This is a genomic window from Burkholderia sp. BCC0405 (assembly GCF_902833075.1).
Lineage (GTDB): Bacteria > Pseudomonadota > Gammaproteobacteria > Burkholderiales > Burkholderiaceae > Burkholderia.
The window spans coordinates 48,284-68,266 of record NZ_CADFEO010000002.1 but is presented as its reverse complement, the minus strand read 5'-3'; the positions used below and the strand labels follow the sequence as shown (position 1 = coordinate 68,266).

The 19,983-nt window shown below is 59.6% G+C and carries 19 protein-coding genes; 3 read left to right on the top strand and 16 right to left on the bottom strand.

The genetic code is table 11. From position 1 onward, the window contains the following. The first annotated feature begins 132 nt into the window (after positions 1-132). The gene (locus HWX36_RS03400; protein ID WP_175950882.1) at positions 133-774 is read left to right on the top strand and encodes a TetR family transcriptional regulator; all 642 of its coding nucleotides are present in this window, start codon (positions 133-135) and stop codon (positions 772-774) included. Between the two features lie 95 nt (positions 775-869). On the opposite strand, the gene HWX36_RS03395 is transcribed toward HWX36_RS03400, so the two are convergent. The 6 genes from HWX36_RS03395 to HWX36_RS03370 form a co-directional block, all read right to left on the bottom strand. Next, complete coding sequence (locus HWX36_RS03395; RefSeq protein WP_175950881.1) at positions 870-2,162, bottom strand: cytochrome c; 1,293 nt, start codon at positions 2,160-2,162, stop codon at positions 870-872. Positions 2,163-2,175: 13 nt separating this feature from the next. Continuing rightward, positions 2,176-4,434, bottom strand: coding sequence for a molybdopterin cofactor-binding domain-containing protein (locus HWX36_RS03390; protein ID WP_175950880.1), 2,259 nt, complete (start codon positions 4,432-4,434; stop codon positions 2,176-2,178). 1 nt (position 4,435) lies between these two features. Next, complete coding sequence (locus HWX36_RS03385; protein WP_175950879.1) at positions 4,436-4,891, bottom strand: (2Fe-2S)-binding protein; 456 nt, start codon at positions 4,889-4,891, stop codon at positions 4,436-4,438. Positions 4,892-5,155: 264 nt separating this feature from the next. Beyond that, positions 5,156-6,046, bottom strand: coding sequence for a pirin family protein (locus HWX36_RS03380; protein ID WP_175950878.1), 891 nt, complete (start codon positions 6,044-6,046; stop codon positions 5,156-5,158). A gap of 512 nt (positions 6,047-6,558) precedes the next feature. Then, positions 6,559-7,470, bottom strand: a complete 912-nt coding sequence (locus HWX36_RS03375) for an NmrA/HSCARG family protein (protein ID WP_175950877.1) — start codon at positions 7,468-7,470, stop codon at positions 6,559-6,561. 150 nt (positions 7,471-7,620) lie between these two features. Beyond that, positions 7,621-8,526 carry an alpha/beta hydrolase gene (locus HWX36_RS03370; RefSeq protein ID WP_175950876.1) on the bottom strand — a complete coding sequence of 302 codons (906 nt, stop codon included), beginning with the start codon at positions 8,524-8,526 and terminating at the stop codon, positions 7,621-7,623. 104 nt (positions 8,527-8,630) lie between these two features. Here HWX36_RS03370 and HWX36_RS03365 point away from each other — a divergent pair, with 104 nt between their 5' ends. Next, positions 8,631-9,527 carry a LysR family transcriptional regulator gene (locus tag HWX36_RS03365; protein WP_175950875.1) on the top strand — a complete coding sequence of 299 codons (897 nt, stop codon included), beginning with the start codon at positions 8,631-8,633 and terminating at the stop codon, positions 9,525-9,527. Between the two features lie 64 nt (positions 9,528-9,591). Here the strand turns inward: HWX36_RS03365 and HWX36_RS03360 are convergent, their stop codons facing one another. The 10 genes from HWX36_RS03360 to HWX36_RS03315 all read right to left on the bottom strand — a co-directional run bounded on the left by HWX36_RS03360 (position 9,592) and on the right by HWX36_RS03315 (position 19,199). After that, the gene (locus tag HWX36_RS03360) at positions 9,592-10,710 is read right to left on the bottom strand and encodes an NADH:flavin oxidoreductase (RefSeq protein ID WP_175950874.1); all 1,119 of its coding nucleotides are present in this window, start codon (positions 10,708-10,710) and stop codon (positions 9,592-9,594) included. 737 nt (positions 10,711-11,447) lie between these two features. Beyond that, a complete protein-coding gene (locus tag HWX36_RS03355) occupies positions 11,448-12,902 on the bottom strand; it encodes an aldehyde dehydrogenase family protein (RefSeq protein WP_208457792.1) in 1,455 nt (484 codons plus the stop codon). A 204-nt stretch (positions 12,903-13,106) separates the two neighbouring features. Beyond that, positions 13,107-14,180 (bottom strand): alkene reductase, encoded by a 1,074-nt coding sequence (locus HWX36_RS03350; protein WP_175950873.1) that lies wholly within the window; start codon positions 14,178-14,180, stop codon positions 13,107-13,109. 160 nt (positions 14,181-14,340) lie between these two features. Further along, positions 14,341-15,087: a GntR family transcriptional regulator gene (locus HWX36_RS03345; RefSeq protein WP_175950872.1), complete on the bottom strand. Its 747-nt coding sequence runs from the start codon at positions 15,085-15,087 to the stop codon at positions 14,341-14,343. An 8-nt stretch (positions 15,088-15,095) separates the two neighbouring features. Next, a complete protein-coding gene (locus HWX36_RS03340; protein WP_175950871.1) occupies positions 15,096-15,848 on the bottom strand; it encodes an SDR family NAD(P)-dependent oxidoreductase in 753 nt (250 codons plus the stop codon). Further along, complete coding sequence (locus tag HWX36_RS03335; RefSeq protein WP_175950870.1) at positions 15,845-16,162, bottom strand: NIPSNAP family protein; 318 nt, start codon at positions 16,160-16,162, stop codon at positions 15,845-15,847. The genes HWX36_RS03340 and HWX36_RS03335 overlap by 4 nt, the downstream gene beginning before the upstream one ends. A gap of 20 nt (positions 16,163-16,182) precedes the next feature. Next, positions 16,183-17,238 (bottom strand): CDP-6-deoxy-delta-3,4-glucoseen reductase, encoded by a 1,056-nt coding sequence (locus HWX36_RS03330; RefSeq protein WP_175950869.1) that lies wholly within the window; start codon positions 17,236-17,238, stop codon positions 16,183-16,185. 31 nt (positions 17,239-17,269) lie between these two features. Beyond that, the gene (locus HWX36_RS03325) at positions 17,270-17,770 is read right to left on the bottom strand and encodes a VOC family protein (RefSeq protein WP_175950868.1); all 501 of its coding nucleotides are present in this window, start codon (positions 17,768-17,770) and stop codon (positions 17,270-17,272) included. 18 nt (positions 17,771-17,788) lie between these two features. Further along, complete coding sequence (locus HWX36_RS03320) at positions 17,789-18,730, bottom strand: fumarylacetoacetate hydrolase family protein (RefSeq protein WP_175950867.1); 942 nt, start codon at positions 18,728-18,730, stop codon at positions 17,789-17,791. Positions 18,731-18,743: 13 nt separating this feature from the next. Then, positions 18,744-19,199: an SRPBCC family protein gene (locus tag HWX36_RS03315; protein ID WP_175950866.1), complete on the bottom strand. Its 456-nt coding sequence runs from the start codon at positions 19,197-19,199 to the stop codon at positions 18,744-18,746. Between the two features lie 422 nt (positions 19,200-19,621). On the opposite strand from HWX36_RS03315, the gene HWX36_RS03310 reads away from it, so the two are divergent. Further along, positions 19,622-19,849: a hypothetical protein gene (locus tag HWX36_RS03310; RefSeq protein ID WP_175950865.1), complete on the top strand. Its 228-nt coding sequence runs from the start codon at positions 19,622-19,624 to the stop codon at positions 19,847-19,849. Positions 19,850-19,983 lie beyond the last annotated feature (134 nt).

The window sequence follows — 19,983 nt, the reverse complement described above, 5'->3', positions numbered from 1 at the left end:
CATTCAATTAAAGATAAGCAATCCAATTTACACTGCATTCCTAACAAAAAATTATTTAAAACAATATTTGTTTTACATTTGACATTTCAAGTTACTGTATTTTACATACAACACATTAACAGGCTCACCACTATGACTCGACGCACCAAAGAAGGCATGCTTACTACCCGGAACAAGATTCTTGACGCTGCCGAAATGGTCTTTTTTGAAAAAGGTGTTTCGCATACTGCCCTCGCGGATATCGCTCAACGTGCGGAACTCACGCGTGGGGCGATCTATTGGCACTTTAAGCACAAAAGTAACTTATTCGACGCAATACTGGAGCGCGCCCAACCCCCAATCAATGGACTCAAATCGATACCGAAACGCGCAAGGCCCAATCCACTCCGTAGCTTGAGAATAATTTTAGTTAGATACCTGCTTGATATCATACGCGACCCCCAACTAAACAGAGTTTTCAGCATCCTCTTCCTGAAGTGCGAATACACGGGAGAAATGGACCCCGCTTTATTGCGCACCAAATATTTCACGATCGAGATATTGGAGCAATTTCATCAAATATTGACTTCAGCCGTAGAAAAACAACAATTACCAGAAAATCTTGACACCAGGCGATCGGCACTCATACTTCATACATTTGTCTTCGGCTTCATTCGAGATATGCTAATGCTTCCCGACATAATTGACGCAGAGAAGCATGCAATGAAACTGGTTGACGGATGCATTGACATGCTACGACACAGCCGAGCGATGCGAAAAAGTGGGTTTGTCTGAGAAAAATTGACAGCGGCAATCACACGAATCTATGGTTACCCGCTGTCTCGCTCGACTTATTTCAAACGTATGCCGACCGACTGGACTACATTGCGTTATCGGACCACCAGCGTCGACCTTCTCAACATCGCCACCTCATCCACGCTCACCGCTGACGCACCGTTGTTCCAGCCTGCGCGAACGAACGTCAGCACGTCGGAAATCTGCCTGTCATTGAGGACTAGCGCATACTTCTGCATCGGATACGGCGACGGAATGCCTTGAATCACAAGGTCACCCGTGCCGTTCAGCGTCACGTTGATGAGCGATGACGCATCGCGCTCCATGACATTCGGATTGCCCGCCAATGGTGCCATCATCAACGCAACTCCCCGGCCATCCACTCCGTGACAATGCAAGCAGTACTCGGCATAGACTCGCGCACCGGCGTCATTCGCCGGACGCGTCAGCAACGCCCTGATGGCCTGTCCGTCAAATGAATATCGCCACGCGCTTGGGCCTCCCACTGCGGGAAGCGACTTCAGGTAGGTTGTCATCGCGATGATGTCGATATCGGTCATGGCCTGCGTGCTGTTGTTAATCACACTGGTCATCGGGCCGAACGCGAATGCGTGCGCATTCGCACCTGTCTTGAGAAATGCTACGAGCTCCAACTCCGACCAGCGTCCCAGTCCGGTGTTATACGCGCCGGTCAGGTTGGCCGCAAACCAGCCGTCCAGCGCGGCACCCGTCAGATACGCAACGCCGCGCTCATCCAACGCCTTTTCCTGGAACGCAATGCCGCGCGGCGTATGACACGAACCACAATGACCTAGCCCCTGAACCAGGTACGCTCCACGATTCCATGCGACGTCCTCACCTGGTTTGTACTGATAGACATCCCTGTTGAGAAACACCGCGTTCCACAGCCTTAACGGCCAACGCATGTTGAGCGGCCACGGAATGTCGGATTCGCGATTGGCCTGCTGCACTGGCGCCACGCCCTCCATGAAAAACGCATAGAGTGCCCTAATGTCGTCGTCGTTGACCTTCGCGTACGACGGATATGGCATCGCCGGATACAAGTTGCGTCCGTCCCTGGTCACACCTTCGCGCAATGCTCGAACGAAGTCTTCTTCAGTGTAACTGCCGATACCGGCGCTTCGATCGGGCGTGATATTGGTACTGTAGATCTTGCCAATGGGCGTATTCATCGGCAGACCGCCAGCGAACGGTTTGCCGTGAGGTGCCGAATGGCAGGCCGCGCAATCGCCAAGCTTCGCCAGATAGGCGCCGCGCTGAACCAGCGCGTCACCTGCAGCGCGAGCGCCCGACTGTAATGCCAACGACAGCGCGAAGCTCAACGTGACAACCCGCACCGCGCTGAGTAACTTCGATGTCTTGCTCATGATCGGCCCCTACTCAGGCGCCTCGCAACTGATCGCCAACCGGCAATCGCCGCAATCGCTTGCCAGTGGCCGCGTAGATGGCATTGGCCAAGGCAGGCGCCAAGGCCGCCGTGCCAGGCTCGCCGATCCCGCCGGGCGCCTCGATGCTCTTCACGATATGCACTTCGATGCTGGGTGTCTGGTCGATGCGCAGCATCCGGTAATCGGTGAAGTTGCTCTGCTCGACACGACCTTCCTTGATCGTGACCTCGTTATACAGTGCCGCCGTGATGCCAAAGATGATGCCACCCTGCACCTGCGCTTCAACAGTGTTCGGATTGACGACCATGCCGCAATCGACCGCGCACACCACACGGCTCACCGTTACCTCACCTTGATAGACACTCACGTCCACGATCATCGAAAAGAAGCTGCCAAACGCATGCATGACCGACACGCCGCGCCCTTGCCCATGCGGAAGGCTGGTGGTGCCCCAGCCGGCTGCGCGGGCAGCCGTATCGAGAACGCCCAAGACACGTGGTGACTTACCGAGCAGATCCCGCCGGTATTTCACGGGATCAATTTTGGCCTGCGCAGCTAGTTCGTCGATGAAGCTTTCCACCACGAACGTGCCGCGGGTTGCCCCGACGCCGCGCCAAAATGCGGTCGGAACCGTGCGCGGCTCCTGACGCACATAGTCGATAAACTGGTTCGGCAAATCGTATGGAAGGTCCGCGGAGACCTCTACCGCGTCGGGATCGAGACCATGCTGGACCACCGGCGGCGCATAGCGCGCCATGATCGACGACCCGACGATCCGGTGCTGCCACGCAATCGGCCTGCCATTCGCGTCGAGCCCCGCCGAGATCTTGTCGTAGTAATACGGGCGGTACATGTCATGCTGGATGTCTTCCTCGCGTGTCCAGACTACCTTGACTGGCCTCCCAACCTGCTTGCCGATCTTCAGCGCCTGGATGGCCATGTCGACCTCGAGGCGGCGCCCGAAGGCGCCACCGAGCAGATGGTTGTGCACGGCGATTTTTCCTGCCGGCAGGCCGGTTATTTGCACTGCTGCGTCGACAATCCGCGTCGGCACCTGCGTGCCCAACCAGATATCGCAGCCGTCGGCGCGCACGTGCACAGTGCAGTTGACGGGCTCCATCGTGGCGTGTGCCAGGAACGGTTGCTGATAGACCGAGTCGATGCGAGTCTTCGCGTCCAAGAACCCCTTTGCCACATCACCGTCCTTGCGAGCCACGGCCCCCGCAGCATCGTCCGCTGCGCTAGCAAGGTCGCCGACGATCTGTGTCATCGAGAGCTGCGCGCCCGCCCCTTCGTTCCACTTGATATCGAGCGTGGCAAGGCCACGCTTTGCCGCCCACGTGTGGTCACCGACTACGGCCACCGCATTGTCTATCTTGACGACATGGCGCACGCCGGCAATTTTCTTCGCCTTGCTGTCGTCGACGCTGGCGAGTGTGCCGCCGAACACCGGGCACGTAGCGATCACCGCATAAACCATATTCGGTACCCGTACGTCGAGGCCGAACATAGCGGTGCCGTCCACCTTCTCCGACGAATCCAGACGCTTGACCGCCGTGCCGATAATCCTGAAGTCCTTCGGATCTTTCAGCGGCACATTCTGCGGTGCCGGCAGTTTTGCTGCGGTACTGACCAGTTGACCGTAATGGATGCTGCGCCGGCTGGCGGTATGAATCACATGCCCAGCGTGGGCATGACAGCTAGCTGGATCGACCTGCCATTGGCTAGCTGCCGCGTTGATGAGCAATACCCGCGCAGTTGCGCCTGCCTTGCGCATGGGATCCCAGGCGTATCGAATCGACGTCGAGCCACCGGTCGCCTGGGCGCCGAGCAACGGATCCATGAAGCGCTTCGCATCGGGCGGTGCGTGATTGAGCGTGACGCTCTCGAGCGGCACTTCCAGTTCTTCGGCGATCAGCATCGGAATCGACGTATAGACGCCCTGCCCCATCTCGACCTTCGGGATCACCAGCGTGACCTTGCCCGAATTGTCGATCTGGATGAAGGCATTCGGCGCGAACACCCCGGCCGGCGCCGGTTCGCTTGCGTCCCCGCCAATCACCGATTTACCGGCCCGGCTCGGCCCCTGGCTTAACGCCGGCACGCTGAAACCGAGCAGCAGGCCACCGCCCGCAGCCACACCTACCGTGGCACTAAATTTCAGAAAGGTACGGCGCGAGAAGTGAGGGCCGTTCTCGTCCGGCGTACCGGCAGGAGCACCGTTCTTCGCATCAAACAGTCCTTGCGACATGTCATGCCTCCTTTGCCGCTTGCTTGATGGCCGCACGGATGCGGTTGTAGGTACCGCAACGACAGATGTTGCCGGCCATGGCAGCGTCGATGTCCGCATCGGTCGGATTGGGGTTCTGTGCAAGTAGCGAAGCGGCGGACATCACTTGCCCCGATTGGCAGTAGCCGCACTGCACCACGTCGATTTGACGCCAGGCCTGCTGTACCTTCTTGCCAGCAGGCGTTTCGCCGACCGCTTCGATCGTGGTCACCTTCTTGTTGCCGACTGCGGCCACCGGCAACACGCACGAGCGCACCGCTACGCCGTCCAGATGCACAGTGCAGGCCCCGCACTGAGCGATCCCGCAGCCGAACTTCGTGCCGGTCAAGCCGACGAGATCGCGTAAGACCCACAGCAAAGGCATATCGGGCGGAGCCGCGACGGTATGTGTCTGTCCGTTGATGTTGAGCGATGTCATGGAGAACTCCGATTGCAGATTATTGTTTGGTCTGTTTATACGACAGCATCGAACTAAGCACGCTCTCGCGCCCGATCCATTTTTCGGCTACGACCAGGGTTGAGCGATGCAAAGCACCCCTCAAGTAGACTTGCCGCAGAAGCGCCCCCCTGGTACCGGAGGTATTCGAGGGGCGAAGAGCCACCTGTGACTTGCACTCGGGCATACCTTCGACGCGGTGTCGAAAGAGTTTCTGCTCTTCTTTCCGCATCGCGCGCCCCGACGTCAGATTGACCGAAGCGCGTAGCTCTGATTGCCTTCGGTGCGAAGTTGATGTCCGATGCGGCGGATCTCGGCCTCGCCTCGGCTCAGCGCCTCCGCGCTTGTGTGAACGGAGTAGTAGCCGAGCACGAGTTCGTGCGGATGCAGCGTGGCCGACCCCATCACGAACCGTGTGTCGCCCTCGGCTACCAACTCGATGGCTGTCTCCGCGCGCTCAAAAATCGCGACTTCTCCGTGCGTGATACGCGATGCCGCACTCAACACGCCATCCATTACCGAGACCCACGCGACGTCTTGCCCCGACGGGGGATGAAATGTCCAGCGCTCGCCGTCCTTCAGCGTGACCGCAAGGTACGTCATCGGTGGCGACGCGATTGGGCTCGTCATGCCATCGTACGTGCCAAGGATCACGCGTACCGGACCGGCACTTGGGATCTGCTCTGGCAACACGTACTGGCTTCTGCTCGGCGCGTTCTCGAGTTCGGGTGGCAAAGCCACCCAGAGCTGGAAACCTCTCACGAGCGCCGAGTCCACGCCACCCGTATGCCAAACACCGCCACCTGCCTGCATCCACTCCACGCCGCCCGCCGGCAGTACGCCAGCGTTGCCAGTCGTCTCAGCGTATTTGATCGAGCCGTCGAGGATGACCGTTACCGTGGCAATGCCCGAGTGCGGGTGCCAGCCGAGTTCAACAGGCGAAGCATGCCTGCCGTCCGACTCGAAGCGATCAAGGAACACGAACGGCTTGATGACACCACCCAGGTCTGAGGGGCTCACGAGCCGCGTAATCGAACCATTGCTCTTCCCGCGCGTGCGGTGAACAATTCCGCGCGGACGCTGATCTTGGCCGAGGCCGGGCGGGACGTTTTCGCGTTCCGTCGTGTGTGTCGTCATGGCATTCATCCTTGATTTGCACCCGCGACGCAATCTACCGTCAGTGCGATGGCGAGTGAGGTTCCACCGGGACGGAGCGCGTCTCAGCGGTTGAAACTCGCTCCTCGTGTCCGGAATCGACGGCGTCGCTATGTCATCCCGGGACCGAGCAGCTTGGCAACGCACCCCACCGCTCGAGATGATCCGAACAGCGGCGTACCGCGACACAACCTGCGCCAGCGACGAAATCACGGCTCAGTTTCGCTCCGTCCGCTGCAGCACGACGTCGTTTCCCCGCCTTCGTGAAAGAGCCCATCGCAATGCCCCGATATCAGCGGCTCTGAACCAATCTGGTCACATCGTCGAACACTTACGGTCCTTCCTGGCCAAACGTTAAGCCAAATCAGAACCGCAACCCCAGCGGGGGATCATTGCCGACAGATCCGCCGGCATGCCATCTCCCGCTCGGACGGCCGCAGATCATCCACTCCAACATGTAAATAAATCGGTATCCTAACTTCGTTGCTGACGATTCAAGCAGGCATATTGACCTTGACCCACTCCGCGAAGTTAGTGAGTTTCCCTTCGACAAGCGCATCAGCGCGCGCCCTCTTAGCGTCCGCCTCCGGGCCGAAGTAACTGAATTCCTCGAAATAGCTCATCATCTCGCGGACCTCATCGGCGCCGGGATAGAAGGTATCGTAGACATTGCCCGGCACCTGGTTCACTACCACGTTGTGACCCAGTGCGTTCAGCGCATCCGCGAACCCCTGCCAGCTGTAAGCATCGGCACACAAGGACAACACTTGACCCTGACCGGCCGTCTCCGGGTGATCAAAGACCTGTCTAACCAACTTGCCCAGTTCATGGATGTCGCCGGCATGGATGTTTTTGCTGGCGATATCCATCGGAACCGCCAGGACCTTTTGGTTCCCGTTTCCAGTGGGCTGCGGTGCCATCTGGGCAAGAAAATTCTGGAAGAAAAACGGCGCCTCAACAAAGCTATAGTAAGGAAAGCCCGCGCTTGCGATCATCGAGTTGGCTCGAGCCTTGTTGGTGAAGTGGGAAACCTCATACCGGCCGCCAGAAATTTCGTGAACGTTGGGCAGAGTCGACCAAACAACGTGAGAAACACCGGCGGATTTGGCCGCGTCGACTACATTCCTTACCTGGTCGTACTCGCTGGTCCCGGTTGCGGGATCCCAGAAATTGGTGACCAAGAACACACCATATGCTCCGCTAAGCGCCGATGCCAGAGTGTCCGCTACATTCAGATCTGCGGCGACCACTTCGACTCCGCGAGCAGCCAGTCTCCTGGCCTGATCCGAGCCGGTATCTCGACTGATTGCCCGAACGGTATAGCCACCCTGGTCGAGCAGCGCGTTCACCACGCCACGCCCCTGTCGCCCCGTCGCACCGAACACCACAATGGTTTTTCCTGCCATGACTATTCTCCCGCGCTTTCTACTGCGTGCTATTGATACATACGAGCCAAGATACGCCGCTTTATGCAAGCACACCCCCGGCTGGCGTCCTTACACGGCCGCCAGGGATGATGCGAAACGCTCACATAGCGCGCTTAAGGTGAAATGGGTTCAGCTGATGTGCTTGTTGAACCATTCGATCATCTGCTCCGGGTGTTCGGAGAAGTAGTTGTAGCCATCCCAGCGCCGGGCGCTGCCTTCGATCCAGAACAGCTTCTTGTCCGCGACCGGGATGTTGTCGAAGATCGCCTGCACGTCGGTGGACTTGGTCAAAGCGTCGTCGCGCACCTGGAGGAGGAAGGCAGGCGCTTGCCAGTTATTGGCGTATTCCAGCGGCGACACCTGGTCGATCGTAAAGCTGGTAATCAACTGTACCGCGCTGTCAACGGCGGCGAACTGGTCCGCAAGCCCCATGTACTCGAGGTTACGCTCGACCATGGCGCGCATCGAGATTGGTTGCACGGCAACCAATGCCTGTACGTCAGCAAAAAGCTCCGGATACCGGGTCTTTGCGACGAAGGTCGCGTTGGCGCCCATGCAGCGGCCCAGGATGCCAAGCTTCATGCCGCGGGTGTCGGGGCGAGACTTAACGTACTGCAGCGAACCGGCAACGTCGCGGGATTCGAACAGCCCCCAGGTGAAGATGTTGCCGTTGGCCACGCTGCTTTGGCCATGGTTACGCGAGTCGTAGGTCAACACGTTGTAGCCGGCTTCATGCAGGTGCTGGTAATCCCGCATGTAGTTGACCTCGATGTCGTTACCGGGAACGAACTGCCACTGGGGTAGATGCGAGGGGAAGCCATAACGATTCATGGGCATCGGGTGATTGGCGATGACCAACTTGTCCGATCCCGCGCAGGGGATCCACCACGCCTCCAGCGGGGTGCCGTCCAGGGACGGGAACGTGATGTCCTCGTACGCCATCCCGTACTCATCCGGCGTGTGCAGAATCGGAGCACGAACCGGGGTACTAAGCCCCCTGGCCAGGTCCTGGAGCATATTCGACGTATCTGCCATGACAACTTCTCCTTCTCTTTCCGGTTAATGGTGACTTTCGAGACTTACAAGATACGTCTGGGCCGTTCGTTGAACAAGCCAGGAAATTTGAGTATGATCGTTCCATGAATGGAACGACCGATCTCAACCAATTCTTGATCTTCATACGGGTTGTTCAGGCGGGGAGCCTGAGCGAAGCGGCGCGACGCTTGAACCTGCCGAAGTCCACGGTAAGCAGAAAGATTTCCGAGCTCGAGGAGCGGGTTGGCGAGCGGCTTATCCAGCGCACGACGCGCAAGCTGAGCCTCACCGAGGTGGGGCGCGTCCTATTCGAGCGCGTCGGCCCCGCCATGAGCGATATCGAAGAAGCCGAGAGCGCAGTGGCGGGAATGCGTGGTGCACCGCGCGGCCTACTGCGGGTAGCGACCCCCATGTCGTCCAGTATGCTTGGACCGATCGTTGCAGAGTATCTCGTTCGCTATCCGGACGTAGCAGTCGAGATGGAGTGCTCGGATCGTCGCGTCGATCTCGTGGAGGAGCGCTTTGACGTGGCTATTCGAGCTGGGGTACTTGTCGATTCGACGCTCGTCGCGCGCAGTCTCGGAAAAGCGAAATCGGTACTCGTCGTAGCGCCCGAGTACAGCAAACACCACGGAGTCCCTAAAACGCCTGCTGAACTACCAAGCCACGCATGTGTCGCGTTCAGCGGCGGAGTGGCGCCGCACGTCTGGACTATGGAATCAAGCGGGAAACATGTCGAGGTTCGCATCAGCCCACGACTGACGGTCAACGATATGGAAATAGCCCAAGAGGCCGCCCGCGCGGGCGTGGGGATCGCATGCCTACCCGAGCTCTTCTGTGCGGATGACCTGCGCAGCAAGCGCTTGCTGCCCGTGCTCGTCGACTGGTCCTTCCCGGAAATCCCCGTGCATGCGCTCTATCCAACGAGACGTCATCTTTCACCTAAGGTGGTCGCCTTCGTCGATCTGCTCGCCGAGCGGATCCGATTGCACAATGACTAACATGCGGCTTTTGGAGCCGCCCTCATAATCACGCCGCCCAAAGAGCGCAAGCGGATCGCTTCAGTCAGACGAATGTTGCAAGTGCGGACGTATCAAACCCTTTCAGACGTGCCGCATCACCTGCGCGAATCTTCGCTACCCACTGGGGGTCACTCAAGAGCGCTCGGCCCACTGCAATCAGATCGAACTCGTCGCGTTCCATCCGCTCGATCAGTTGGTCCAGACCGACGCTGGCAGCGCCTTCTCCAGCAAATGCAGCTCTAAATTCATTCGACAGCCCCACCGATCCGACGCTAACAGTTGCAGCGCCAGTCAATTTCTTGGCCCATCCGGCGAAATTCAGGCCAGAGGCGCCATCGATCTCAGGAAACTCCGGTTCCCAAAAACGCCGCTGAGAGCAATGCAGCACATCCACACCAGCGTCGACGAGCGGTTGCAGCCAGTCCGCCATCTGATCCGGCGCCTGCGCGATTCTTGCGTTGTAGTCCTGCGGCTTCCACTGGCTAAGACGCATTAGGATTGGAAAATCCGGTCCGACCGCCGCGCGAACCGCCTCCACAATTTCAGCGGCGAAACGAGATCGTTCGCGGATGGTTGCGCCGCCGTAATGGTCGGTACGCAAATTTGTGCCGGCCCAGAAGAACTGATCAATCAAATAGCCGTGCGCGCCGTGAATCTCGACGGTATCGAAGCCGAGGCGCTTTGCATCGGCGGCCGCTTTTGCGTAGGCGGCAATGGTGTCGGCGATCGCTTCATCATTCATCGCCTCGCCGCGAGGCTCATCGGGCGCACAAAGGCCGGAAGGGCTCTCGACCGCAGCTGCGGGCTGCCATTCTACCCGGACATTCTTGACGGAGCCGGTGTGCCACAGCTGCGGCCCCATTCGTCCGCCTGCACCGTGGACAGCGTCGATGACGCCTTTCCAGCCTCGCAGCGCCGGCTCGCCATGAAAGAACGGCAGCCCGGGACCGTTGTGAGACGCCGGGCGATCAATCACCGCGCCTTCGGACAGGATGAGGCCGACCCCGCCCTCGGCTCGGCGCCGATAGTAATTGGCGTGGGGCTCCCCGGGTACACCTTCAGGGGCAAACGCCCGTGTCATGGGGGCCATGACAATTCGATTGGGCAATTCAAGAGAACGGATACGAAACGGGCGAAAGAGAACGTCAGTTGAAGTAGGCATTTTGGGGTAGCCTTTATTGTCAATGGGTGGCGGGAAGGAACCGGATATGGACTGGAGTCAGTAGAATCGGGTGTAAAGCGCGAATTATTCCGCTTGAAAACATACGCATTACTCGATGAACTCGCCAGCAACAGTGCGATATGAAATCACTGATCGGCAAAGGGGAGGCGAAGGTACGGGTAAGCACGCGCATTCCAACCTGATGCCATCGCCCACTTGCAGGTATGCGACCGCACTATTTTGTTGCACGTCGGAGACGAAATTTTTCCTACCAATTTTATCCGGACAATGCTTTCATTAGGCATCCTCCATATATTAAGCGGGATATGGATTATTCTTACCCTGCGCGATGGGTTTCTTTTGCTACCCGCAACGCAGCCACCTCGCCCGTTGCCTTGCCAGATCGGTATGCTCGTCGCTGACAGTCTGACGATCGGCGCGCTGGAGCAAAAGAGGTAGTCCATTCAGAATCCGCAGCGCAGCCACGCTGCATTTCGCAGACAGGCAGGGAAATACACGACAATCAACATATAGTTTTCGCTACGCGACGATGGCCTTGCGGAATTCAACGATGCCGGTCGGCTATTCCGATCTGATCATCGGTCACCATTCTACTTGCAAGGAGGTGAAGCCAACGAAGCAATCCAGTGCGGCGCAAACCGTCCTGAATTGCTTCGCCCTTTGGGCTCGCAATCACGAAGAGTGGTGCCATGAGTTCCGACCAACGTGTCGTGGTATCAGATCAACGTCTGCAAAACACTCTTCGACTGCATATAGCTCTTGATTGCCTGGATACCGCGTTCGCGGCCGATGCCGCTCCGCTTGTACCCCCCCATCGGCACCTCGACCGCTTGGACGTGCCAATCGTTGATGTAGACGGTGCCCGCCTGGAGACGGCGAGCGACCCGGTGGACGCGGCTTGCATCCTGCGACCAGACTCCGGCCGCCAGCCCGAGAGGCGTATCGTTCGCGATCTCGATTGCTTCCTCTTCCGTGTCGAAGGGAATCAGAACACCAACAGGGCCAAATATCTCCTCGCGCACGATCGTCATATCGCGTGTTACGTCGCCGAAAATCGTCGGTTTGACATAGAAGCCCTCGCTCAGGCCTGGCCCGCTCGCGCGCTCTCCGCCCGTTAGCAGCCGGGCACCTTCACTCCCTGCGGCTTCGATATAACGCATGACCTTCTCAAACTGCATTTCATTGGCGATCGGCCCGAGAGTGGGCATTGGATTGTTGATGCCGATCGGAATCCTCTCGGCAGCTGCGACCAGCATTGCCGAGAATTTCTCATAGATCGAGCGTTGCACGATAACGCGCGTACCTGAGGTACATATCTGACCGGAGTTCAGGATGAAGCCCATCAGTACCTTCGGAACCGCAACCTCCAGCTTGGCGTCCTCGAAAACAATGTCCGGCGACTTGCCGCCCAGTTCAAGGGTAACCGGCACGACCCGGTCTGCCGCAACCTTGCCGATCGCCCTTCCGGTCGCAACCGAGCCAGTAAACGTTATCGCCTCGACGAGCGCGTGCTGGGTGAGCGCCGCGCCGACTTCGTGGCCATATCCTGTGACGAGGTTCATCACACCCGCCGGCAAACCCGCTTCGTTTGCCAGACGAACCATTTCCACGGTTGCCATGGACGAGAATTCACTTGGCTTCAGGACTACGCAATTGCCTGCTGCCAATGCCGGTGCGACGCATCGGGCAGCCTGATTGACGGGGACATTCCATGGAGCGATTGCCGCAACAACGCCGTAGGGTTCCCAGAGCGTGTAATTGAACCGCCCGGAGCCGACGGGGATTGTCTCTCCCTGCACCGTGGCGGCAAGACTCCCGTAGAAATCGAAATAGTCGGCCGCCCCCGAGATTGTCAGCGAGGCAAATTGCAACGGCATCCCAATATCGCGCGTTTCGAGTGCAGCGAGATGGTCACGATTGTCAGCCAGGGCCTCCCCGACCCGGCGCAAGATCTTGCCTCGTGCGTGGGGGTTCATATCAGACCATTCGCGCAAAGCACCAGCAGCATTCGTAACTGCCTCATCGACATCCGCCATTCCACCGCGGGCAATACGTGCAGTCAACAGGCCGTTGCTGGGATCGATTGAATTGAAATATTCGCCACCGGCTGGAGCACGCGATTGCCCGCCAATGAACATGTCGAAGGTGGCAATACTATCAATCTTGGACATGGCAACCTCTCCGCTTGAAGATTTGAAGGGGGGGCTTGAAACGCGTCAAATTCCGTCGGCGCACGCGGCACGGTCCATCGAGAGACCCCAAGCACACGCATGATCGTCACCGAGAAACGGATCGATCGGTTCGGCCAAGCCGCACGGGCCATAGGCCGGAAGTGACCGCGGTGATTGGCGCGCCGCAAAGTGATGATGCTCGCCTCATGCCCCCGCGGCCTCGTGCAGCGCAGGATAGTCGGTGTAGCCTCGCGCGTTGCCGCCGAAGAACGTCGCACGATCCGCGTCGTTCATCGGTGCGTCGACCTGCAAGCGCGCGATGAAATCCGGATTGGCGAGCACCATCTGGCCGTATGCTTCCAGATCGGCGAGCCCCGCTTCGACATCGGCCCCGATGTGTTCGCGCAAGCGGCCCGGGCGGTTCAGGATCAGCGTGCCCTTCCAGAGCTTGCGAATATCGGCCAGCAACGCATCGTTGCCCAGATGCATGATGTGCAGATAGGCCAGACCGAGCTTGTCCAGTTCCGCGACCAAATAGCGGTATAGGTCCGGTCCCTCGGCACCTTCGTCGATACCCCACATCGCGGTGCCCGGCGATAGGCGGATCGCCGTGCGGTCCGCGCCGATCTCGTCGGCGATTGCCGCGGCCACTTCGATCGCGAAGCGCGCGCGGTTCTCGATCGAACCGCCGTACGCATCGGTGCGCACGTTGGCGTTCGGCGCAAAGAACTGCTGGATCAGGTACGCGTTCGCGCCGTGGATCTCGACGCCATCGGCGCCGGCCTCGATCGCGCGGCGCGCCGCCACGCGGAAGTCCGCGACGGTGCCGCGCACTTCGTCGGTCGACAGCGCGCGCGGCACCGGAATGTCCTGCATGCCCTTAGCCGTAAACATGCCCGTGGCCGGCGCGATGGCCGACGGTGCAACGCCTGGGCGATGGTGCGGCGTGTTGTCCGGATGGCACATGCGGCCCGCGTGCATCAGTTGGATGAACAGATGGCCGCCCTTCGCATGTACTGAATCGGTGGCGCACTTCCAGCCGGCAACATGCGCGTCGGTGTAGATGCCCGGCGTCGTGATGTAGCCCTGCCCGTCCTCCGACGGTTGCGTGCCTTCGGTCACGATCAGACCAACGCTCGCCCGCTGAGCATAGTATTCCGAGGCCAATTCACCCGGCGTGCCGTCAAATTGCGCGCGGCTGCGGGTCATCGGCGCCATCACCAAGCGGTTCGACAGAGTGTAGCGTCCGACGCGGATCGGGCTGAACAGTTGACTCACGGTGAGAATCCTTGCTGTTGACAAAGTTGAAGTGAAACGCGACTCGTGCTACGAGATCGCGCTCGGTGCGTGTCGCCATGTACGACGTCGGGCTATATGCCCGAGTGTTTTCTGGCTGTTAGAGGATTCGGCTTCGAGGCTAGTCGGCACCGAGGGCAAGTCACCTCTTTGCGGTTGTCTGGGCTTCGCCGAGGATCTTGGCCACGTTCTCCCCGGTCTTTGCGATGTGGTGACCCAACAGGTCGACTGCGAGCTTCGTATTCCTGGCGAGAACCGCCTCCATGATGGCCTGGTGCTCCGCCGATACATCACGTTTGAGGACTCGTACACGAGTGGCAAAGCGGCGATAGCGCTCAGACTGATCGAACAGTTGATCGCAGGTTTTCAGAATCCTGGGGTAGCTGCACGCGGAGAGCAGCGCCATGTGGAACGCCTTGTGGAGGACCGTCCAAGGCTCACCGCGCTCGATCTCTCCGGCGGCAATGCGTTGCTCATGTTGGGTCAGCCGATAGTTCGCGGCAACGACGTTGGCTTCCCAGGCATCGTCCCCGCAGACCATCGAGTCCGAGAGAGCCTCCGACTCCACGAGCAAGCGCAGCCTTGTGATGTCCCGGAGATCGGACGCCGTGATCGGCGCTGTGCGGAAGCCTCGGTTCTCTTCAAACGTAACCAGTCCCTCGGTTGTCAACCTGTTCAATGCTTCTCGCACAGGCGTGCTGGACAGAGACAGGTCGCGTTGAAGAACTTCAACGCGAAGCTTTTCGCCAGGCTTCAGTTCTCCCAGCAGAATGCAGTTCCTGATGCTTGCAAATGCCTTGTCGGACTGCGCGCCACGGTCTTTGGTCGCTCCGTCGACCACGGTCGCGTCCGACGCGAACTTGGTCGGCAGTAGTTCTTGTGTACCCATACCTTTCCCTAATGCAGAATTCTGCCGCCCTCAACAGCAAGAGCGGTGCCGGTAATATACGACGACGCGTCGCTCGTCAGGAAGAGCGCCGCCTCGGCCACCTCCTCAGGCTCGGCGATCCGCTTCATCGGGTTCTGCCGGACGATGTTCGCCAGAGCTTCGTCGCTGACCGTCGCGCGCAGCATGGGTGTGTTGACTGCACCGGGACAGATGACGTTGGCCCGCAGCCTGGGGGCATGGCTGGCAGCAATGGCCTTGGTAAGCGCGATAACCCCACCCTTGCTCGCGGTGTAGGCCGGATCCCGTCCTGTCGGGCTCAGACCCATGCTCGAAGCGACCGTCACGACGGTGGGCTTCTGGCATTGGAGCAAGAGAGGTACGGCTGCCTTGAGAACGTTGAACGTTCCCGTCAGGTTGATCCGAATGACACGATCCCAATCCGCCAGGGACGTGTCCTCCAGCGGCTTTCCGATCGTGATCCCCGCCATGTTCACGATCCCGTCGAGCCCGTGCATGAGATCTGCGGACTCATGGACCGCGAGCTCCAGCTCGGCAAAATTTCCAATGTCCGCCACCAAACCTCGCTTGCCTAGTTGGGAGGCCGCTGCAGTCACGGCATGGGCGTTCCGATCCAGCAGAACCACGTCCGCACCAGCTGCGACGAAGACTTCAACCGTCTTCAGGCCGATCCCGGAGGCAGCGCCCGTCACGAGGATGCGGCGACCTTCCAATGCCGCATTGCGGTCTCGACGATCACTCATTTCTGAGTCTCCTTCCAAAATGACGAAGGCAGCAGGATGTTGCTTTGAATGTCAGTCACCAGCGACGCGATTTGCGGCATGACCTCTTGCCAGCGGGGATCGGCACGCAACGCCGCACCACGCTTCGCGCGATCCTCGAGACTCTCGTACTCCCACATCGAGACGACACGACACATCTGTCCCACATCGCTGTAGTAGTGACCCTTGCAGATCGAGTGCTCGCTGTGAGCCGGCCAGCCGAGGCGGCCATACAAGTCGAGGTACTCGAGGGTCTTGCCGGGGCGAATCGTGTACGTGCGGTGCTCGATGAACATTTGACAGTCTCCGATTGTGGCTACGAGGTGATGCCAGGACGTGTCGAGGCTAGATCAGCCTGGGTCAGGAAGGAGTCGGCAAAGAAGCTGTCGACCGGCAGTTGCCGATGTGCGACGAAGTCGCGCCTGGCCGCGTCGACCATGACAGGTGCACCGCAAGCGTAGACCTGCCAATCGGCCATGCCCCCGATGTCGGCCATGACAGCCTGATGAACGAACCCTGTCCGGCCTTTCCAGTTGTCACTCACCTGCGGTTCGGACAGAACTGGAACGAACGTGATGTTCGGGTGACGCAACGCCCACTGCTGGGCTCGCTCCAGGCGATAGAGGTCTGCCAATCGGCGCCCACCCCAATATACAAACGCCTTGCGCCGGTCGATCACACCCCGTTCGAGGGCATCCTCGATCATGGCCTCGATGGGCGCGAACCCCGTGCCACTCGCCAGGAAGAGCATCGGTCCGTCAGAGTCTTCCCGCAATACGAAGGTCCCCAAGGGGCCTTCGATACTCAGCATCGCCGACTTCTTCAGCGTGCTGAATACACGATCAGTGAAGAACCCACCCGGCAGGTGACGGATATGGATCTCGAACTCGGAGAGACCGTCCCGGTGTGGGTGGGAGGACAGAGAGTAGCTCCGGCGCTGGCCTTCCTCCAGCAAGACATCGACATACTGTCCGGCACTGAACGACAGCTTCTTGTTCATGGGCAACCGCAACCGCACGATAGCTACATCGGGCGAGGCGAATGTGATGTCGGCGACCCGCACCGGCATCTTCTGCGGCAGGATCTGCGTCTCCGGCAACTCTGCGACCTCGATCGTGCAGTCGCTCAGCGGTACCGTGCGACAAAGCAAGGCCACGCCACGAGAAATCTCAGCCTCGCTAAGTGAGTCCGGGTGAATGTCGAGACGCGACACCTCGCCCGAGGTGATTGTCGCCCGGCAATTGCGGCACAGGCCGCTCTTGCAGCTGTACGGTATCCTGACGCCAACCGAGATCGCGGTGTCAAGGATGGTTTGGCCCGGCGCCACGGTCAGGCAGTGACCGCTCGGTTCCAACTGAATGCTGAATGACATAGGGCTTGGGATAAAGTGAAGAGGGCTGGCGTCAGCCCTTCGACGATTCGAACACATCGCCGAAGTCAAACATGTCGCTGTGCTGGAAGCCGGCGGCGTAATGCTGGATCTCCCACCAGTTGTGATCCAGATCCTCGAAGTAGAACGAGTAGACCCCGTGCTGCTCCACGATGTCGGTAACTTTCCCGATCCCATAGCGCTCGCGATTCGCCAGAGCGGCCGCATGAGCGGCATCCACCTCTGCGTTGGAACCGACATCCACGCCCCAGTGGCTCAGATAGGTCACGGGATGCAGCGCGGATCCGACCTCGACGCACACAATGTGGAACTTCATCCCACACCGAACGGCCATCGAACGCGGGCCGTGCTGGACACACTCCAGACCCAGGAACTCCTCGTAGAACCGGCGAGATTCGCGAAGGCTCGTGCATTCGAGCGTGCCGTGCGAGAGCACGTACGGCTTGACGATCGACTCGCGAGCTGGCGGATCGGCGATGGCATCGTCAAGAAAGTCACGGATCTGAGTCATCATGGTTCCCTGGATAGAAGGTCAGTCGATGTGGGTTTCGAGATAGCCCAGATGCTCAATCTGAACACGGACTTTGTCGCCGGGCTGCAGGAACTCGTTGCGAGCCGTGCCCACGCCGGCCGGAGTCCCCGTGAGAATGACATCCCCGGGATGCAGCGTCACTCGACGGGAGAGGTGGGCGATCTGCTCTGCCACGGAGAAGATCATCCGGGAGGTGTTCGAGTCCTGCTTGATCACCCCGTTGACCCATAGACGGATGTCCAGCGCCTGCGGGTCCGATACGTCTTCCGCGGGTGTGATCCATGGCCCCATCGGGCAAGCGCCGTCAAACCCCTTGTGGGCCGTCCAGTCGAAGTAAAAGGGTGAGCTTGCTGCCTTGTCGGAGCGCCGAGCCAGGTCGCGTGCCGACAGATCGTTGGCCACCATGTAACCGGCAACGTGCTTCAACGCATCCTTAGCCTCGACGTCGCGTGCCGGTGTTCCGATCACAACTGCGAGCTCGGCTTCCCAGTCCAGTCTGTTCGAGTCGACGGGTCGACGAACGCGCCCCCCGGGACCTGCGACGCAACTCTTGTTCGGGCGCAGGAAATGCCATGGTGCCACGTCCTGCTCGGCCGGCGGAACGGGTTGGTTGCGCACCTTCAGCATCTCTTCGAGATGGTCTCGATAGTTCGCCCCCGCGCAGTAGATGGTGCCCGGGTACAGGATCGGCGAGTGCAGGGTTGCCGCGCCCAGGTCGATGCCGGTGACTGCGCCCTTCCGGGCGAGGTCGGCATAGCGGGCCAACGCGTCACGCGAGGCCCGCCAGTCCGACAGCAGGTCGCTGACGGACACCCCCGGCTGGACGATCGCACTCGGGCGCACGCATGGTGCGGCGTCATAGATGCGATCATCGACCAGGATACCCGCTCTTGCAGGGCTGCTGGCTACCGAGTAGCTCAGTAGCCGAAAGGACTGTTGCATTCGGGCGCCTCGCTCAAAGGGCATTGGCGACCGCGCGCCGGCGCGACTCGGCAAGGGTGGTCTCGACGGCCTGCATGTAGCTCTTGCTCATCCTGACACCCCTCTCCTGTTCGTCGCGAGACCCGGGCTCCACGTCGGGGAAAGTGACCGAGAAACAGAACGTGAGGACAAGCCCGCGAGAGGACTCACTGATGGTGTTCGTGATCCACCCAACGCTGTTCTTGCGTTCGAAGTGCACCATGACCGGCGCGGTGTACGTGATCCGCTCGATGAGGGGCTTACCCCGTAGAACCGCTTCCCGCAGGAAGCCGTCATCGAATCGCTCTACCACCTTGCAGGCTTCCATGCCAGGCACGAACGCGACGGGGTTCTCGGCCTTCATTTCCAGAGCCTTCCAAAGTTGATCATGCGAGAGGATCACTTCGGTGCCAGGCGGATTGACCTCGACTGATGCTGCGTAAGAGAACATAAGACTCCTCACAGGTTGGACGGGCGTGTCCCGCGATCCAGTCGAGACACGATGGAGTCATGCTAGTACAAAAAAACACGATTCGCAAGAATCTGCAGAAAATTTACTTATCTGCGTACCCGCTTTCACTCGCCCCAGTCTTCGATGCGTGGCGCGATCAGTACTGTGTGGGCGGATGCCTCAAGTCCGGCGCGGAGGGGGCGACAAGGTAAGCACAGTAAGCTTTCGGGTTATAAAAATCCCCCAGATCATTGCAATATGACCTGCTAACGACGGGATTTTTCTTCGGCTAACCTGACCAGCCCTCCGCGATCGGGACAACTCGCCTGGCAGCCATCGACCGCACCGCGTACCCGTGCTTTTCCCAAGGTCCTCGCCACGCGGAACCTGCAGTCCGGCTCCCCCCTACCCGAAGAACTCGAGTGGGCGCGCCGTGCGATGCGCGGGGCGAGCAACCTCGAGTCAGCCTGCTGGTGCTGCTCAGCGCTTTCCGGCTGATGCAGCATTTCGCGGCGCTCGGCACCATTCCAGCCGTTACCGTCGAGCGCATCCGGACTGTAGCGGGCGGCGCTATCAGCGCGCCGTTCGACTATGGCACACAGACCTCGCCAACGCTGTTCCAGCATTACCGGACGATCCGCGAGCACTAGACATGAAGCCATACCACGGCACCAACGCCAAGATGATTGCTACACGCGCGGCACATACCGCAGCACTGTCGATGAGCCAGCGAAACTTCGCACCCAGGACTGACAACGCATAGGCGTTGAGGTGTTGGAATCTG

What these genes read in the sequence shown, in the direction of transcription:
- HWX36_RS03400 (WP_175950882.1), top strand. Translation starts at nt 133, where the DNA reads ATGACTCGACGCACCAAAGAAGGCATGCTTACTACCCGGAACAAGATT.
- HWX36_RS03395 (WP_175950881.1), bottom strand. Translation starts at nt 2,162, where the DNA reads ATGAGCAAGACATCGAAGTTACTCAGCGCGGTGCGGGTTGTCACGTTG.
- HWX36_RS03390 (WP_175950880.1), bottom strand. Translation starts at nt 4,434, where the DNA reads ATGTCGCAAGGACTGTTTGATGCGAAGAACGGTGCTCCTGCCGGTACG.
- HWX36_RS03385 (WP_175950879.1), bottom strand. Translation starts at nt 4,891, where the DNA reads ATGACATCGCTCAACATCAACGGACAGACACATACCGTCGCGGCTCCG.
- HWX36_RS03380 (WP_175950878.1), bottom strand. Translation starts at nt 6,046, where the DNA reads ATGACGACACACACGACGGAACGCGAAAACGTCCCGCCCGGCCTCGGC.
- HWX36_RS03375 (WP_175950877.1), bottom strand. Translation starts at nt 7,470, where the DNA reads ATGGCAGGAAAAACCATTGTGGTGTTCGGTGCGACGGGGCGACAGGGG.
- HWX36_RS03370 (WP_175950876.1), bottom strand. Translation starts at nt 8,526, where the DNA reads ATGGCAGATACGTCGAATATGCTCCAGGACCTGGCCAGGGGGCTTAGT.
- HWX36_RS03365 (WP_175950875.1), top strand. Translation starts at nt 8,631, where the DNA reads ATGAATGGAACGACCGATCTCAACCAATTCTTGATCTTCATACGGGTT.
- HWX36_RS03360 (WP_175950874.1), bottom strand. Translation starts at nt 10,710, where the DNA reads ATGCCTACTTCAACTGACGTTCTCTTTCGCCCGTTTCGTATCCGTTCT.
- HWX36_RS03355 (WP_208457792.1), bottom strand. Translation starts at nt 12,902, where the DNA reads ATGTCCAAGATTGATAGTATTGCCACCTTCGACATGTTCATTGGCGGG.
- HWX36_RS03345 (WP_175950872.1), bottom strand. Translation starts at nt 15,087, where the DNA reads ATGGGTACACAAGAACTACTGCCGACCAAGTTCGCGTCGGACGCGACC.
- HWX36_RS03340 (WP_175950871.1), bottom strand. Translation starts at nt 15,848, where the DNA reads ATGAGTGATCGTCGAGACCGCAATGCGGCATTGGAAGGTCGCCGCATC.
- HWX36_RS03335 (WP_175950870.1), bottom strand. Translation starts at nt 16,162, where the DNA reads ATGTTCATCGAGCACCGCACGTACACGATTCGCCCCGGCAAGACCCTC.
- HWX36_RS03330 (WP_175950869.1), bottom strand. Translation starts at nt 17,238, where the DNA reads ATGTCATTCAGCATTCAGTTGGAACCGAGCGGTCACTGCCTGACCGTG.
- HWX36_RS03325 (WP_175950868.1), bottom strand. Translation starts at nt 17,770, where the DNA reads ATGATGACTCAGATCCGTGACTTTCTTGACGATGCCATCGCCGATCCG.
- HWX36_RS03320 (WP_175950867.1), bottom strand. Translation starts at nt 18,730, where the DNA reads ATGCAACAGTCCTTTCGGCTACTGAGCTACTCGGTAGCCAGCAGCCCT.
- HWX36_RS03315 (WP_175950866.1), bottom strand. Translation starts at nt 19,199, where the DNA reads ATGTTCTCTTACGCAGCATCAGTCGAGGTCAATCCGCCTGGCACCGAA.